The organism is Pseudomonas eucalypticola, assembly GCF_013374995.1.
GTDB lineage: Bacteria > Pseudomonadota > Gammaproteobacteria > Pseudomonadales > Pseudomonadaceae > Aquipseudomonas > Aquipseudomonas eucalypticola.
In genome coordinates this window covers 5,119,167-5,134,129 of sequence record NZ_CP056030.1, presented here as the reverse complement: position 1 = coordinate 5,134,129, position 14,963 = coordinate 5,119,167, and the positions used below count along the sequence as shown (strand labels likewise).

The 14,963-nt window shown below is 62.3% G+C and carries 17 protein-coding genes; 9 read left to right on the top strand and 8 right to left on the bottom strand.

Features of this window, described 5'->3' with window-relative positions:
- Positions 1–200 precede the first annotated feature (200 nt).
- Complete coding sequence (locus HWQ56_RS22865; protein WP_158152543.1) at positions 201–1,037, top strand: CvfB family protein; 837 nt, start codon at positions 201–203, stop codon at positions 1,035–1,037.
- Between the two features lie 83 nt (positions 1,038–1,120).
- Positions 1,121–1,516, top strand: a complete 396-nt coding sequence (locus tag HWQ56_RS22860; protein ID WP_176571857.1) for a DUF2177 family protein — start codon at positions 1,121–1,123, stop codon at positions 1,514–1,516.
- A 48-nt stretch (positions 1,517–1,564) separates the two neighbouring features.
- On the opposite strand, the gene HWQ56_RS22855 is transcribed toward HWQ56_RS22860, so the two are convergent.
- Both HWQ56_RS22855 and HWQ56_RS22850 read right to left on the bottom strand, forming a co-directional pair.
- Positions 1,565–1,945 carry a hypothetical protein gene (locus HWQ56_RS22855; protein ID WP_176571856.1) on the bottom strand — a complete coding sequence of 127 codons (381 nt, stop codon included), beginning with the start codon at positions 1,943–1,945 and terminating at the stop codon, positions 1,565–1,567.
- Positions 1,946–2,151: 206 nt separating this feature from the next.
- Positions 2,152–3,633 carry a right-handed parallel beta-helix repeat-containing protein gene (locus tag HWQ56_RS22850; RefSeq protein ID WP_176571855.1) on the bottom strand — a complete coding sequence of 494 codons (1,482 nt, stop codon included), beginning with the start codon at positions 3,631–3,633 and terminating at the stop codon, positions 2,152–2,154.
- Between the two features lie 248 nt (positions 3,634–3,881).
- Between HWQ56_RS22850 and HWQ56_RS22845 the strand changes: the two genes are divergently transcribed.
- The 3 genes from HWQ56_RS22845 to def all read left to right on the top strand — a co-directional run bounded on the left by HWQ56_RS22845 (position 3,882) and on the right by def (position 5,761).
- Complete coding sequence (locus tag HWQ56_RS22845) at positions 3,882–4,061, top strand: CsbD family protein (RefSeq protein ID WP_176571854.1); 180 nt, start codon at positions 3,882–3,884, stop codon at positions 4,059–4,061.
- Positions 4,062–4,252: 191 nt separating this feature from the next.
- Complete coding sequence (locus HWQ56_RS22840; protein ID WP_176571853.1) at positions 4,253–5,206, top strand: YihY/virulence factor BrkB family protein; 954 nt, start codon at positions 4,253–4,255, stop codon at positions 5,204–5,206.
- A 15-nt stretch (positions 5,207–5,221) separates the two neighbouring features.
- Positions 5,222–5,761 (top strand): peptide deformylase, encoded by a 540-nt coding sequence (gene def / locus HWQ56_RS22835; RefSeq protein WP_158152549.1) that lies wholly within the window; start codon positions 5,222–5,224, stop codon positions 5,759–5,761.
- A gap of 37 nt (positions 5,762–5,798) precedes the next feature.
- On the opposite strand, the gene HWQ56_RS22830 is transcribed toward def, so the two are convergent.
- Together HWQ56_RS22830 and HWQ56_RS22825 are read right to left on the bottom strand one after the other, a co-directional pair.
- On the bottom strand, positions 5,799–6,614 hold the full coding sequence (locus HWQ56_RS22830; protein WP_425331979.1) for a class I SAM-dependent methyltransferase: 816 nt from the start codon (positions 6,612–6,614) through the stop codon (positions 5,799–5,801).
- 100 nt (positions 6,615–6,714) lie between these two features.
- On the bottom strand, positions 6,715–7,113 hold the full coding sequence (locus HWQ56_RS22825; RefSeq protein ID WP_245217800.1) for a GNAT family N-acetyltransferase: 399 nt from the start codon (positions 7,111–7,113) through the stop codon (positions 6,715–6,717).
- 275 nt (positions 7,114–7,388) lie between these two features.
- Between HWQ56_RS22825 and HWQ56_RS22820 the strand changes: the two genes are divergently transcribed.
- Positions 7,389–7,643 carry a DUF2790 domain-containing protein gene (locus HWQ56_RS22820; RefSeq protein ID WP_158152551.1) on the top strand — a complete coding sequence of 85 codons (255 nt, stop codon included), beginning with the start codon at positions 7,389–7,391 and terminating at the stop codon, positions 7,641–7,643.
- A gap of 104 nt (positions 7,644–7,747) precedes the next feature.
- On the top strand, positions 7,748–8,374 hold the full coding sequence (locus tag HWQ56_RS22815; RefSeq protein ID WP_158152552.1) for a DUF998 domain-containing protein: 627 nt from the start codon (positions 7,748–7,750) through the stop codon (positions 8,372–8,374).
- Positions 8,375–8,444: 70 nt separating this feature from the next.
- Here HWQ56_RS22815 and HWQ56_RS22810 read toward each other — a convergent pair whose 3' ends face one another.
- Together HWQ56_RS22810 and HWQ56_RS22805 are read right to left on the bottom strand one after the other, a co-directional pair.
- Complete coding sequence (locus tag HWQ56_RS22810; RefSeq protein WP_176571851.1) at positions 8,445–9,635, bottom strand: trans-sulfuration enzyme family protein; 1,191 nt, start codon at positions 9,633–9,635, stop codon at positions 8,445–8,447.
- A 27-nt stretch (positions 9,636–9,662) separates the two neighbouring features.
- Positions 9,663–10,730 (bottom strand): NAD(P)H-dependent flavin oxidoreductase, encoded by a 1,068-nt coding sequence (locus tag HWQ56_RS22805; RefSeq protein ID WP_176571850.1) that lies wholly within the window; start codon positions 10,728–10,730, stop codon positions 9,663–9,665.
- A gap of 201 nt (positions 10,731–10,931) precedes the next feature.
- Between HWQ56_RS22805 and HWQ56_RS22800 the strand changes: the two genes are divergently transcribed.
- Positions 10,932–11,591: a LysE family translocator gene (locus HWQ56_RS22800; protein ID WP_176571849.1), complete on the top strand. Its 660-nt coding sequence runs from the start codon at positions 10,932–10,934 to the stop codon at positions 11,589–11,591.
- Positions 11,592–11,865: 274 nt separating this feature from the next.
- On the opposite strand, the gene HWQ56_RS22795 is transcribed toward HWQ56_RS22800, so the two are convergent.
- A complete protein-coding gene (locus HWQ56_RS22795) occupies positions 11,866–12,654 on the bottom strand; it encodes an AraC family transcriptional regulator (protein WP_176571848.1) in 789 nt (262 codons plus the stop codon).
- A gap of 132 nt (positions 12,655–12,786) precedes the next feature.
- Here HWQ56_RS22795 and HWQ56_RS22790 point away from each other — a divergent pair, with 132 nt between their 5' ends.
- Positions 12,787–13,272: a GyrI-like domain-containing protein gene (locus HWQ56_RS22790; RefSeq protein ID WP_158158859.1), complete on the top strand. Its 486-nt coding sequence runs from the start codon at positions 12,787–12,789 to the stop codon at positions 13,270–13,272.
- A 13-nt stretch (positions 13,273–13,285) separates the two neighbouring features.
- On the opposite strand, the gene HWQ56_RS22785 is transcribed toward HWQ56_RS22790, so the two are convergent.
- Entirely contained in the window at positions 13,286–14,941 is a 1,656-nt protein-coding gene (locus HWQ56_RS22785) for a phosphoethanolamine transferase (protein ID WP_176571847.1), read from the bottom strand.
- Positions 14,942–14,963 lie beyond the last annotated feature (22 nt).

Below are 14,963 nucleotides of genomic sequence, written 5' to 3'. Positions count from 1 at the left end.
GCTGTCTACGACCGTAACTTCCTGTTTTAAAGGGAAAGTTTTAGAAATTGAGTGTCGTCGCCGGGCCAAGGGCCACCGCCGAGCGACCAGTGGCCTGACGAACGGACGCCAAGCCCTTGAATATCAAGGCTTCACTCGCCAGCGCAGCAGCGGGCGGCGATCTCGGGTAGAATGCGCGCACGAAACGAGGGTTTTTTCAGATGGCTTTAGTCGGGCGCTACAACAGTTTGCAAGTGGTTAAACATACGGATTTCGGTCTGTATCTGGATGGCGGCGCCGACGGCGAAATACTGCTGCCCAACCGCTATATTCCCAAAGATATTCCCAGCGAAGACGAAGACTGGCTGAATGTTTTCGTTTATCTGGACAGTGAAGATAAATTGCTGGCCACCACCGAAAAGCCGAAAGTGCAGGTCGGTGAATTCGCCAGCCTCAAGGTGGTGGAAATCAACAGCATCGGCGTGTTCCTGGATTGGGGCCTGCCCAAGGACCTGCTGCTGCCGTACTCGGAAGAGAAGCGCGAACTCAAGCAGGGCGATTACTGCGTGGTGCATGTGTACCTGGACAAGCGAACCAAGCGCATCACCGCCACGGCGCGCCTGGACCGTTACCTGGACAAACTGCCCGCCAACTACAGCGTGGGCCAGGAAGTCGACTTGCTGGTGGCCGAAGAAACGGACATGGGTTTCAAGGCCATCATCAACAACAAGCACTGGGGTCTCATCCACAAGAACGAAGTGTTCAAGTTCCTGCGCTCGGGCAAACAGGAAAAGGGCTTCATCAAGGAGCTGCGCAGCGACGGCAAGATCGCCCTCAGCCTGCAGCCGGTGGGCGAACAGTTGGTCAGCAGCCTGCATAACCAGATCCTCGCCAAGCTGCGCGACAACAACGGCGTGCTGGCAGTCAGCGACAAAAGCGACCCGGCGGTCATCAGCGGCCTGTTCGGGGTCAGCAAGGGCAACTTCAAGAAAGCCATTGGTGCCCTCTACAAGGAAGGCCGGTTGGTCATTCATGCAGACCGCATCGAACTGACTTGAAGCCTTGAGCTAGACACCCCGGTGAACTTTTTTCGCCGGGGTTGGGCCTACACTGTACGAACCCCATTCGAGGCAGTGTACCGATGAAAAAAGCCCTGATCGCCTACATCAGCACCCTTCTTGTGGTCCTCGTCCTGGACGCGCTCTGGCTTGGCGTGCTCATGGGCCCTACCTATAAACAGATGCTCGGCTCGCTGATGCGCGACAAGCCGCTGCTGGCCCCTGCCGCTGTGTTCTACCTGCTCTATGCATTGGGCGTAGTGGTGCTGGCCGTGTGGCCGGGGGTGACCGCTGGCAGCGTCTGGCGTGGCTTGGGCTATGGGGCGATGCTGGGGCTGATTGCCTATGGCACGTACGACCTGAGCAACTGGGCCACCCTGGTGGGCTGGCCGCCGCTGCTGGTGTTCATCGATATTTTCTGGGGCGTGGTGCTGACGGCACTGGCGGCCGCCGTTGGCGTGTGGGCCGCGAACCGCTGAAGACCGTCGCTTGCAGGCGCTGGCAAAACCAGCGCCGCAAGGCGGCGGTTAGTTCTGCAGGAACTGGGCGAAGCTCACCCCGGTGCCGGCCGGCCGCACGTCCTTGAGGAACGAATCCTTGTCGGCGCTCAGCTCCAGGCTGACCGTCGATTTGCGCTTGCCTGCGTTGCGCACGACCAGCCCTTCCAGTTTCTCGCGCAGGAACGCGGTGGGCACCTTCAGGTGCAGCAACTGGTCAGTGCTGGGCGTGTGCATGAGCATGTGAATCCATTCGTACTGCCCGATCGCCAGGCGCCCGACCGGAATATCGAACCAGAAAATATTGCGCCGAGCGTCGTGCAGGGTGAAATGGCAGTTGTTGACACCGAGCACTGCGCCACCGAGTTCTTTGTTGCGGCGCGCGATGGCCTGGGGTTTGTCGAGTTTCATAGAAGTCCTACGCAAATGAAGCGTCGGCGCTGTGGCCGAATACGCGGTGCATTCTCGGGGTAAAACGCGCAAACATAAAGCCAAACCTGACCAAGGCGCTGCAGCGGTGGCCGCAAGGCCGAGTCTGGGGCCCCCACGATGGCGTGTGCGCTGCGTACAGCTGCCGCGGCCTGGCGGCCGCAGCAGGGGGGCAGCGGCTCATGGCGTCAGCGCGGCAGGGCCTTGCTCAGTTCCGAGGTGGCACCGTCCGGGCTGGTGGCGGTGACGGTGAACGAGCGGTTGGGCTCTTTCACATCCAGCGGGAAACTGAAGTTGGCCACGCCGCGGCCATTGGTGGATACATACACCTCGCCCAGGAAGTTCGCCGCTTCGGTTTCAGTCGGCTTGGGGTTGCCGAACACTTCCACGCGGTAGCGGCTGTTGGGCTCGCCGCTGACCTCGCCGTGCAGGCGCCCGGCAGCGATGGCGCGCAGTTTCGGTGCCGGCTGGTTGTGGTTGGGCAACTGCTGGCAGTCAGCCGTGGCGGGGCCTTTGGCCGCGCACACCGTGGCCTTGCCCGGTTCGACACCGCCGCCGCGCGAGCCGACGAAAGTGGCGTTGTCCGGGCCAGGCACACCGAACACAATGGCGCCGGTGCGCTGGGCAGGCAGGCAGGCACCGCCGCTCTGGCAGCGACGAACGTCCTGGCTGTTGTCCCAGATGCGGTTGGCGGTCAGGCGGGTGTTGTGGCTGACGGCCTCTGGCCGCAGGGCGATACCGATGCGGTTACCGTGGATCAGGTTGCCATCGAGCAGGTTGTCGCTACCGGTCACGCTGATACCGATGGAGTTGCCGCTCAACACGTTGCCGCCCAGGTAATTGCGGTCACCGGCGTTGATCTGCACGCCATCGGAATAGTTCTCGAACCGGTTGTGGGTCAAGGTGTTGTCACTGGCTTGCATGATCTCCACGCCCTGGGACGCTTCAGGCGTGGCTTTGGTGGCGCGCAGCAGGTTGTCGGCCACCAGGTTGAAGGCTGCGCCGCGGGTCAATTCCAGGCCGTCGCCGTTGTCGATCAGCTGGTTGCGGACGATGCGGTTGTTGTTCGTGGTATTCGCCGTGGCGTTGCCCTGGCCGTCGTCGCCGGTCAGCAGGATGCCGGCACCGCCCTTGTTGGCGACGATGCGGTTGTCGTGCAGGGTGTTGTTGGCTGCCCTGTTCAGCAGCACGCCGATGCAGAAATTGCGTACTTCCAGGCCACTGATGTCCACGCCCTGGGTGTCGCGCAGCACCAGGCCGGGGTTGCTCAGGGTGCGGACGTTGGCGCCATACTGCCCGGCTACCGCGCCGGGGCACGCCTTCGCGGCGTCGCCCTGCACGTAGGCCGAGCCGTCGATGGCGATGAAGTCGCCGGTGTGCTTCCACGCGGTGCCCTGGATGGTCACGGGGCCTTTGATTTCCGGTAGCGGGGTGGCGGGCTTGATCACGAAGGGCGCGTTGCCCACCGCCTGGATTTCAATGCGGTAGTGGCCGGGGTTCTTGTTGTTCTGCTCGATGGCCCAGCGCAGGGTGCCATCCTTGCCGTCGTCGGCATAGCTGTTGACCACCAGGGTCTGCGGCGCATCCGCGGTCGTGGTGGGCTCGTCCGCGTGGGCAGTCACCACGGGCAAGGCCAGCAGCAGGGCTGCCAGTACTGGAGAAACACGCATGGGTATCGATTCCGGGAAAAACACTGTTGTTTTTTCGCGTTCGCCGGCTCGGTGGCGACAACGCGGCATGGGGTCTGGTAGAGGCGTAGCGCGGTGTGCGAAGCGTGCGGGTGGCGTGGCCGATAGTCGCCCAGTGCTGTTCATCGGGTAAAGCAATTCGCCGATAAAAAATTGAAACTCTGGCGCGAAGCGGTCGGTCAACCTTATGTCGACTTTAGACACCTGTACTTTCCGCTAGGAGAAATACCATGAGTGGCACTAAAGACAAAGTGAAAGGCAAGGCCAACGAAGCAATGGGTAGCGTTAAAGAAGGCGCTGGCAAGCTGGTAGGCAGCGACAAACTGCGTGCCGAAGGCGCCGCCGACAAGGCCAAGGGCAAAGTCCAGCAAACGGTCGGTGAAGCGAAGGACAAGCTGAGCAAGCACTAACTGGCTTGCCTGCGGTCTGAACGATACAGCGGTCATCCTCGGATGGCCGCTGTGCTGTCTGGACACCGCCGGTAACCGTTCCAGCTTCGTGTTCTACGCTGTTTTGAGGTAAAACCTGCGCCCCAGTGCGCGCCCCAGGTTCCGGCGTTTCACTTGTTGTACCCCCCTCAATGGCGGCGAAAGGAGACGCTATGATTTTCCCGGAATTGCGTGAACTGTCTTTAAAGAAGGTCATGGTTCGTACGGTAAAGGAATTCCTCGACGACGAGATGTCCACGTACGCCTCCGCGCTTGCCTATCAGATGCTGTTCTCGCTGTTTCCCTTCATCCTGTTCCTGATCGCGCTGATCGGTTTCCTGCATCTTCCGGACTTCTTCTCGTGGCTGCGCCTGCAGGCCGGCCTGGTGCTGCCGCCCCAGGCGCTGGACTCGGTAAACCCGGTGATCGACCAACTGCAGCAGTCCAAGGGCGGGCTGTTGTCCTTCGGTATCGTCATCGCCCTGTGGACCGCTTCGGCGGGCGTGCGCTTGATGATGAGCGCCATGAACGCGGCCTATGACGTGGTGGAAGAGCGCCCGGTGTGGAAGCGTATACCGCTGTCCATTTTTTATACCGTGGGTATCGCCGGCATGCTGTTGGCTGCTGCCGCGTTGATGGTGCTGGGCCCCCAGGTGATGGGCTGGCTGGCCGGGCAGATCGGCCTCGAAGACTTCATCGTAACCCTGTGGACCGTGGCCCGCTGGCCGGTGATCGTCATCCTGATGATGGTGGCGGTAGCGGTGATCTATTACGTGATGCCCGATGTGAAGCAGAAATTTCGCTTCATCACCCCCGGCTCCGTGCTGGCCGTGGTGGTGTGGATCATCGCCTCGCTGGGCTTTGCCTTCTACGTTCAGCGGTTCGCCAACTACAACGCCATGTACGGCAGCATCGGGGCGATCATCGTGCTGTTGCTGTATTTCTACATTTCATCGGCCGTGCTGCTGCTAGGGGCGGAGATGAATGCGGTGATCGAGCATATGTCCGAAGAGGGCAAGGAACCGGGGCACAAGGAGTTCCCCGAAGACGAGTCCGAAAGTGATAAAAAGCATGTTTCAGGGCTCGGACGCGATCACTCCATCAAGCCAGACCCTGAGCAGGCCTGATCAGGGAAGTGACCAATGATTCGTGACATTCTAAAAATGGGCGACAAGCGTTTGCTGCGTGTCGCCCCGCCGGTGCCGGCGGATTTGTTCGGCACCGCTGAGCTGGACCAGTTGATCGCCGACATGTTCGAGACCATGGAGCATGTAGGCGGCGTGGGGCTGGCGGCCCCGCAGATCGGCGTGGACCTGCAACTGGTGATCTTCGGGTTTGAGCGCAGCGAGCGCTACCCGGACGCCGAGGCCGTACCGCAGACCATTTTGATCAACCCGCTGATCACGCCATTGAGCCCGGCCACCGAGGAAGGCTGGGAAGGTTGCCTGTCGGTGCCGGGGTTGCGTGGGGTGGTAGATCGGTATTCGTCCATCCGCTACGAAGGCTTCGACCCCCAGGGGCAGGCCATGCAACGCGTGGCCCACGGGTTTCACGCGCGGGTGGTGCAGCACGAGTGCGACCACCTGATCGGGCGGCTGTATCCCTCGCGGGTCACGGATTTCACCCGCTTCGGCTTTACCGAAGTGCTGTTCCCCGGGCTGGACCCTGCCTCAGACGAGTGATCTTCGTGACGCGAGCGGGTGGGGCTTGGCGCCGCTATTACTCCTTGGCCACGGCCACTGGCTTGATGAACCGCAAGGTCATGCGCTCCGACTCGCCGATGGCCTGGTATTTGGCCTTGTCCTTATCCCCCAGCTTGTAGGTCGGTGGTAGCGTCCATACACCTTCGGGGTAGTCCTTGGTGTCCTTGGCGTTGGCGTTCACTTCACTCTGCCCGGCCAGCGTAAACCCCGCATCCGTGGCCAATTTGATCACGTAGTCGGTTGGCAGGTAGCCACTGCTCTTGATCTGCTCGACCGTCTCGCCCGGCTTGCCGCGGTGGTCGACCACGCCAAGGGTGCCACCTGGCTTGAGCACCTGGTAGAAACCCTGAAACATCGCTTTGGCGTTGTCGGCCATCACCCAGTTGTGCACGTTGCGAAAAGTCAGCACGGCGTCAGCCGAGTCATCAGGGCCGAACTTGGGCTGTTTGGGGTCGAAGGTCAGCAGGCTGGCCTTGCCGTATTGGGCCGGGGTGGCGGCGAATTTCTGCTTGAGGGTGTCGGCGCTGCCGGACGACTGCACGGCTGCGATGTACTGTCCGTGGTCCTTGAGCAGTGGCGCGAGCACTTCGCTGTACCAGCCGGTGCCAGGGGTGATCTCGATCACCGTCTGATCCTGGCGCAAGCCAAAGAACTGCAGGGTTTGGCGAGGGTGGCGGTAGCGGTCGCGGGCGCTGTTCGCCGCGTCGCGCCAAGGACCCTTGAGCACGCTGTTGAACGTCTGTTCGCTGATGTTCGAGGGCGGCGCGGCGGCGGCCAGGGTCAAGGCAAAGGCGGGGGCCGCACAGGCCAGGGCCAGCACGGCCAGGGTCAGACGTTTCATGACAATCCTTATCTGTCGGGGGATTGCTTCAGGCTAGCACGCGTGCATTGGCCGTCGCTCACACATTTAAGGCAGTGAACCTGCGAGGCGGTTATAAGCGCGCCATGGCGATCAGCGCCTTGGTGCGCTGGTAGCGCACCAATCGTTCATTGAGCACCTGTGGCAGGCCGTAATGCTCCACAAACCCCGAGCGCTGGTAGAAACCGGCCAGGCCAGGGTCGCAGAACAACCACACAGGGCCGCTGACGCTGGCCACCGCCTGCTGGATCAATTCATGCGCCAGGCCCTGGCCGCGGCAGGCCTCGGCCACCAACAGCCCCGTCAGCCAGTAACCCTCGTCCACGGGCGTGAGGTTCAGCGCGGCCACGATCTCACCCCGGCGCGTTACCCACGCGCAGGCGGCTTTGTTGCCGCGCATGGACGAGCGTTGCTCGCGGTAGAACTTGTTCAACAGTGGCCACAGGTCTGCAGGTAAGGGGGCGGGTTCCACGTTAATGTATTCCGTAGTGGTGTGAGGGAAGGGCGAGCCTACCGTGCAGCGCGCGCGTTGTCTGTATTATTGCAAAGTGTGCAACAGTGCATGTCGGCACTTGATCTTTATTCAGTCGCCGGAAGTTGTATTCTATCTGTGTCCCCGCTGAAACAAACTTGCAGTCAGGACAGGTACTTCGTGTTACGTCCAGCTTCGCTCGGCGCAACAACTTCTTCCCGCCCCAACACGGCAAACGAAGTCAATCAGGGTGATTGCTTTAAAGGCCAACTCTCATGAAAAGTCTTATCGTCGCTGCACTTGTCGCGTTCTCGACCATGGCCGGTGCTGCCAGCCTGCCCGCGGCTCAGAATAACAGTGTTCAGGAATACAGTTATGGAACTCACCTGGATATCGCCAAGGTGGTAAGCATGACCGCTATCCCTGACGTCTGCGAAGTGGTGCCAGCCAAAATGACCTACCTCGACCATCAGGGCGAGCGCCACACCATCGAGTACCGGGTGATGGGCAACGGTTGCCAGAACAACTGAGCCCCACGCCTTGCCTCCCGCAGGGGGCGCGGCAGCCGGGGCCGCGACGCGGGCGCCCCGGCTGTAGTAAGGTACCCGGCAATTACCACCCGCGGAGTGTTCGCTTGAAATCGTTCTCCTTGAAACCCCTGTATGCAGCCGGCCTGGTCATTCCATTCTGGATGGCGCTGGGCTTGTTGATTGTCGGTAGCCTGTACCCCGGTTATAGCCACTTTGAACAGTCCATGAGTATTCTCGGCGCTGTCGATGCGCCGACGCATTCGCTGTATCCACTGTTCAATAACTTTCCGCTGGGTGTGTTATTCATTTTATTCGGGGTAGGGGTTTACAAGACATTTCCGCAATCGGCGCTGGGGCGGCTCAGTGGTGTATTGATCATGTTGCACGGCTTGGCCAGTTTTGTAACTGGAGATTTCTCATGCGATGCCGGTTGCTCGATGGATTCGCCGTCCACCGCTCAGGCAGTCCATCACTTTGGTGAACTGGTATTGCCGTGGAGCCTGGTGCTGGCAGGCGCAGTCTGGGTTTGGCTAGGGCTGCGGCTGGAAGGCTTTCGGGGCTTGGCGTTCTTCTCCATGGTGCTGACCTTGCTGGCCCTGATCACCATTCCCATGATGGCCATTTCGGCGAAAAACGGCATCGGCTTCGGGCTGTACCAGCGCGTCAATTACTTCACCTCGGCGATCTGGGTCGCGGTGTTCGCGGTGATTCTGCTGCGCCGCAAGGCCTGAGACCCACTCTTCAACTCTGTGGGCCCCGGCCCTTTCCCGCGCTCTGCCCGGTCCCGCAGGTGGGGGCCGGTCAGGCGAGCGCCGCCAGCGCGTGGCGGATGTCGCGTTCCAGGTCTTCCACGTCCTCGATTCCCACGCTCAACCGTACCAATCCCTCCGTGACCCCATACTGATCGCGTATGTCCTTGGCCACCGCGCTGTGGGTGGTGGACGCCGGGTGGCAGGCCAGGGAGTCGGTGTCGCCCAGCGACACCGCCTGGGTGACCAGTTCCAGGCGGTCGAGAAAGGTGCGCGCCGCATCCTTGCCGCCCTTGAGCTCGAACGACATGAGTGCGCCGAAGCGGCTCATTTGCCGCCGCGCTACTTCATGCCCCGGGTGGCTCGCCAGGCCGGGATAGAACACCTTGGCCACTGCCGGGTGTTCCTCCAGTAACCTGGCGATGCGTTCGGCACTCAAGCACGCTGCCTCCACCCGCAACGGCAGGGTTTTCAGGCCGCGGATCAGCAACGATGCTTCGAAAGGGCTCAGGCAACCGCCAAACTGCTTCAGGCCCACCGTGCGAATCGCATTCACCCATGCGGCGCTGGCTACCACCACACCGCCAGTGCTGTCGCCATGGCCCCCGATGAACTTGGTCGCCGAATGCACCACCACGTCGATGCCCAAGGCCAGCGGCCGGGTCAGGCAAGGGGTAGCGAACGTATTGTCGGCCACGGTCAGCACCTGATGGGCACGGGCGATGCGCGCGGTTTCGTGCAGGTCGACCACGCCCAGCATCGGGTTGTCCGGGGTCTCGGCGAAGATCACCCGGGTCTTGGCGGTAATGGCCGCTTCCAGCTCGCTGACCTCGGCCACGTGAATCGCGCGCACGCCGAAGCGCGGCAGCAGCGTGCGCATCACGCCTTCGGTGCCGCCATACAGGGTGCCGACATGAATCAGCTCATCGCCGCTGGACACCAGTGCCATGAGCGTGGCGCAAATGGCCGACATGCCGCTGGTGAAGGCCACGGCGGCTTCGCCACCCTCCAGTGCCGCCATCTTGCCCTCGAAGGCAGCGACCGTGGGGTTGGCGAAGCGGCTGTACAGGTAGCCGGGGCTTTCCCCGCTGAAGCGTTGTTCGCCGGTGTCGAAATCACCGTAGGAATAGGCCGATGCCGTGCTGATGGGGGTGGCAATGGCGCCGGTGCTGGGGTCCGGGCGCTGCCCAGCGTGTACAGCGAGGGTGCGCATACCCAGGGTAGGCGCGGTGTCCTTGGCCATGTCTGGCTCCTTCAAGACGTTGTCCTGTCAGAGAGTAGACCGCGCCGCGTGGTATTCCTCCTTGAGTTTCTCCACCAGTTGCGCCGCCGGCAGGCTGCGTGCGCGCGCCGCCTGGGTGCCGGCCCAGTGGGCGGCGAACTCCGCCGAACCGGCCTTGGCGGCGGCCGCGATCAGTTCCTTGCCGGCGTGGTAGGCGATGCCAAAACCTGGCACCGGCGGGTGACCCGCCGCGCCGACCTCGGTCATGAAACGGTTGACGATGCCCCGGGCCGGGCGCCCGGAGATGACGGTGGTCAGGGCAGTGCTACGCGCCCGCTCGCTGCCCAGCATCTGCCGGTAGGCCGCGTTGGCCGCCGACTCCGGGCACAGAATGAAGGCGGTACCCAGCTGTGCTGCCACGGCGCCCAGGTTCAACACGTCGGCTACGTCGGCACCGTCCATCAGGCCGCCGGCGGCGATGATCGGTATGTCCAGCTGTTGGTGCAGCACGCGCACCAGGTCGCGTGTGCTCAGATGCTGGTCCGGGCCGTGCTCGTCGAACACACCACGGTGGCCACCGGCCTCGGTCCCCTGGGCGACCACGGCATCAATGCCCGCGGCCTGCACCTGGCGGCCTTCTGCCAACGACGTGGCACTGGCCAGCAGCACGATCCCGGCGTCTTTCAGTGCATCGATACGCGCCTGGGGCGGCAAGCCCAAATGCAGGCTGACGATAGGCGGGCGTTCCTCCAGCAGCATGGGCAACAGCGCGTTGTCGTTGTAGAAGCTGGTGTAGATATCGTGCAGGCTCGCCGGCGCGGCGGCACCGAATGCCGCGAAATACGGCTGCAGGTGTGCCAGCCAGGCGGCCTCTGTGGCCGCATCCGGGTGCGAAGGCCGGTTGCAGAACACGTTGATGTTGAACGGCCGCGTGGTCAGTTCGCGCAGCTCGCGGATCATGCTGCGGCCGGCTGCGGCGTTTACCGCTGCGATAGAGATGGACCCCAGTGCCCCGGCGTTGCTGACCGCGGCCGCCAGCCTGGGCGTGGCCGTGCCCGCCATGGGGGCCTGGATGATGGGCAACTCGATGCCCAGCAGGGTGCGTGCGTCAGTCATGGTATTGCCCTGTGGTCGGTTCGCATGGCTGCATCGTAGAAGGAAGGCGGTTATTAATACACAACGATCGCGCCATAACTGACATGAGCAGCATTCATGTCGTGCAGACAGTGCTGATTTGGCAGGGCGCAATTTCTTCCAATACAACCGGCCACCCCTTCAGGTCCACTACGCCTACTCAGCCACGATTCGGACACACCCATGCAATTCTCCAGCGGTTTCCTCCTCAGCCTCTCCCTGTGCCTGGACATTGGCGTGGCCAATATCGCCATGATCACCCTGGCCATGCAGCGCGGGTACCTGCGGGGGTTCTGGCTGGGCCTGGGCACCTGTTTCGGCGACTTGGCGTACGCCGTGCTAGCGCTGGTGGGCATGACGGTGTTGTTGCAGTACAGCGGGGTGCGGTGGGGGTTGTGGGTGGGCGGGTCGGCGCTGCTGGTGTATTTCACGGTGAAGATGCTCATTCATGCCTGGCGCCACGGTAGCAGCCTGCAGACAGGTGAGGCAGTCGGGGGCCGGTCGGGGTTTCGGGATTTCATGCGCGGGGTATTTCTGGCCATGTCGTCGCCCAGTGCCATTCTCTGGTTCGCCGCGGTTGGCGGTACCTTGATCTCGCGGTCGGGGGGCGGTGGCCTGTTGAGTGCCGGGCAGTTTCTGGCGGGTTTTTTCAGCGCCGGTGTGCTGTGGTGCGTGGCTATCTGCGCAGTGGCAAGCCAGGGCGGCAAGCTGCTGGGCGATCGGCTACTGCGGTATTGCTACGTCGCTTCAGCCGGTATTTTCGCCTGGTTCGCCGTGTACGTGATCGGCTCCGGTTACCAGGAGTTCATCCTCGGCCAGGGGCCGGCCGTGGCGGGCCTGTAAATAGTCGGGCAGGCGGCTTGGCAGGTGTTATACCTAGGGTCTGTATGAAATGTATTCCAACGCAGCATGGCCGAGTTGGGATGCATTTCGTACAGAGCCTGATAGACCATCCACCCAACCACGGGAGTGCGCAGCATGAAAGGCATGGACTCGAAAAAGGCCGCCAAGAAAAAACCCACCAAGACTGCCGACGAGAAACGCGCGGAAAAGCGCGCGAAAAAGTCGAATATTTTTGGCCACTGAGGCCTTGGCACGTTGTAACGAAAGCCCGCCCTCAGCGGGCTTTCGTCTTGAAGGCCTGGGCGTAGGCCTGCGGAGTCACGCCCATGACCTTGCGAAAGGCGTTGATGAAATGGCTCTGGTCGTAAAACCCCAACTGGCTGACGATTTCCAGTGAGTGCTGCTGGGCGCGCAGGCGCTTGCGCGCTTCCAGCAGGCGCAGTTGCATCTGGTACTGCAGCGGGCCCAGCCCGGTGTGCTTCTTGAAGCAGCGCACGAAGTGGTACTTGCTCAGCCCCGCCACAGCCGCGAGGGCATCAAGGTCTATTCGTTCTTCCAGGCAGTCGCGCAGGTATTGCAGGCTGCGTTCGACACTGGCGTGCTGCTCCCCGGTCTTGCTCGGGCCTGGCTGCACCCACTGGCACAATAGCTGGATGAAGGCCTCCTCGTGTTCGGCGCGGTGGGCGGCCGGGGTGCGGGCGAAGTCGAGGATGGCGGCCGCCAACCCGGGGTGCTCGAACACGCCCTGCTCGAAGGTGCTGCCGGGCAGGTTGTTGTCGCGCACCACCTGTTCGATGGCATCCGGGGCCAAGTGCAGGCTGATGTATTCGACGCCGTCGGGGCTGAACTGCGAGGCCTGCACCGCCTGGGGGTTGTAGAGGGTGACGGTGCCCGCGGGGGCTTCCAGCTCTTGGCCGTCGAGCCAGATGCGTTCGACGCCGGTCAGGTTGGTGCCCAGCACGTATTCGTCGTGGGTGTGGCGCGGGAAGCTCGCCGCGTTGGCGCGTACCCACGAGGCTTCAACCACGGCGCCGGCGTGCCAGTCTTCGGTAATCAGGTCCATGCCGACTTTTTCGGGGAACGGGAGGTCTGAACGGTAACGCAGGGATAAAACACCTGCAACCCGGGCCGCTGCGACGCGGCCAGGTCCGCTGCTACAGTAGTGTTCGGACGTTAATCAGGAAGAGAGGTGACCATGTCAGGTATCGAACCCACCGCTATTGAACCGTTGCGCTATGAGCAGGGCACGGCGATGGTCATCGCCGGGCTGTCGGACCGCTATACCCAGGATACGACCAGCGGCATCGAAGCGCTGTGGCGCGAGTTCGTGCCGTTTCTGGGCAAGGTGCCCGGGCAGGTAGGCCGCGAGAGCTACGGGGTGTGCTGCAACCCTGACGGGGTAGGGGGCTTCGAGTACATCGCCGGGGTGCAAGTGGAGACCGAAGAGGGCCTGCCCCAGGATTTCCGCTGGATCAAGCTGGCACCCCGTCGCTACGCCGTGTTCGAACACCAGGGCCACATTTCCGGGTTGGGCCAGACCTTCCAGGCTATCTGGCAGGTTTGGCTGCCCAACTCGGGGTTGGAGGCGGCCGATGCGCCCGAGTTCGAGCGCTACAGCGATGACTACGACCCCAGCACCAGCAGCGGCCGGCTGGAAATCTGGCTGCCGATCAAGGATTGATTGGCCGCGCGGTTCATTGGCTGGCGGTCAGTGCACGGCGGCAGTCATGGAACATGTCCAGGCCGGACTGGTACACCCCGGTCTGAACCTGGAACAGCCCCAGTACGGAGTGAAAGATATTGTCATGGCTGAGGTCGCCCTCGTCCTGCTTGGCTTTCAGGCACGCGCGGTCGATGCCTTCCTGGGCCAGGGTGTCCTGGCCGAACCACATCACCATGGGCACGTGGGTCTGCGCATCCGGGGCGATGGCGTAGGGCGCGGCGTGCAGGTACATGCCGTTCTCACCCAGTGATTCGCCGTGGTCCGACACGTAGATCATCGAGGTGTCGTACTTGTCCTGATTCTGCTTGAGCAACGCCACCACCTTGGACAGGAAGAAGTCGGTGTACAGAATCGTGTTGTCGTAGACGTTGACCAGTTCCTCATGGCTGCAACTGCCCAATTGGTTGGTACGGCATACCGGCTGGAACTGTTCCTTGTCCTTGGGGTAGCGGTCGTAATATTCCGGGCCGTGGCTGCCGTCGGCATGCAGGACGATGATGGCGTTGTCCTTCAGGCCGTCGATGTAGGCCTGCAGGCCCACCAGCAAGGACTCGTCCAGGCAATTGGTGCCATCGCAGAACGGGCTTTTCTGATCCTTGGGAATATCCTGGTGGGGAATGCGCAGACAGGTGCCCTTGCAGTCGCTGTTGTTGTCCAGCCACACGGTCTGCACCCCGGCGCGCTGCAGGATATCCAGCAGGCCCTCGTAGGTCTTGCCCTTCTTGTCGCTGTAGTCGCTGCGCGGAAACATGGAGAACATGCACGGCACCGACACCGCCGTGGACGTGCCGCACGAACTCACCCGGGTGAAATTGAGGATGTCCAGTTTCTTCAGTTCCGGGTTGGTTTCGCGGGCGTAGCCGTTGAGCGAGAAATGGTCCGCGCGGGCGGTCTCGCCCACCACGAAAATCATCAGGTTCTTCTTCGGCTGGGCCTTGGCCTGGGCCGTGAGTACCGCGTCGGTGCCGACCGGCTGCACCACCACATTCTGTTTGACCGCATAGCGCGACTTGGCCAGTTTGGTCACGGCGTAGAGGTAGTTGGTGGGGTTGATGAAATGGGTGAGTTTGTCTTCCTGGCGAAAGATAGGCGCGTAGGTGGAGTAGAACGCGCCGACGGAGGCGCCCACCACCAGCAGCGCGGCAGCGATGACCAGCACCTTGTTCACCAGGCCCGGTAGAAAGCGCCGGTAGTGCACCGGCAACCACCAGATCAGTGCCGAGGGCAACACGCCGAGCACCAGCAGGTAGCCGAACAGTTTCGGGCTCAACAGCGCCTTGGCTTCACCCGGGTTGGTTTCCACCACGTTCTGGATCATCACCGTGTCGATGGCGATGCCGTAGTTGTTCATGAAGTAGGCCGCGGCCGCCGAACACAGCGCCACCAGGGTGATGACTGGCTTGAGCAGCGGGCGGAATGACACCAGGGTCAGGAGTACCGTGAAGGCGGCCCACAGGAACAGGCCGAAGGACAGGTAGAACCCGGCGCGTTTCACACCCTCCAGGGTGACCAGGTTGGCCAGGGCCTCCCAGGTCGCGAGGTTGTACAGCACCACCAATGCCAATGAACACAGCAACACCAGTCGTGTTGAACTGAGCTGAAAGCGTCTGCCCTGACGTGCCACCATCGTTACTGCTCCTCGCCTCAAA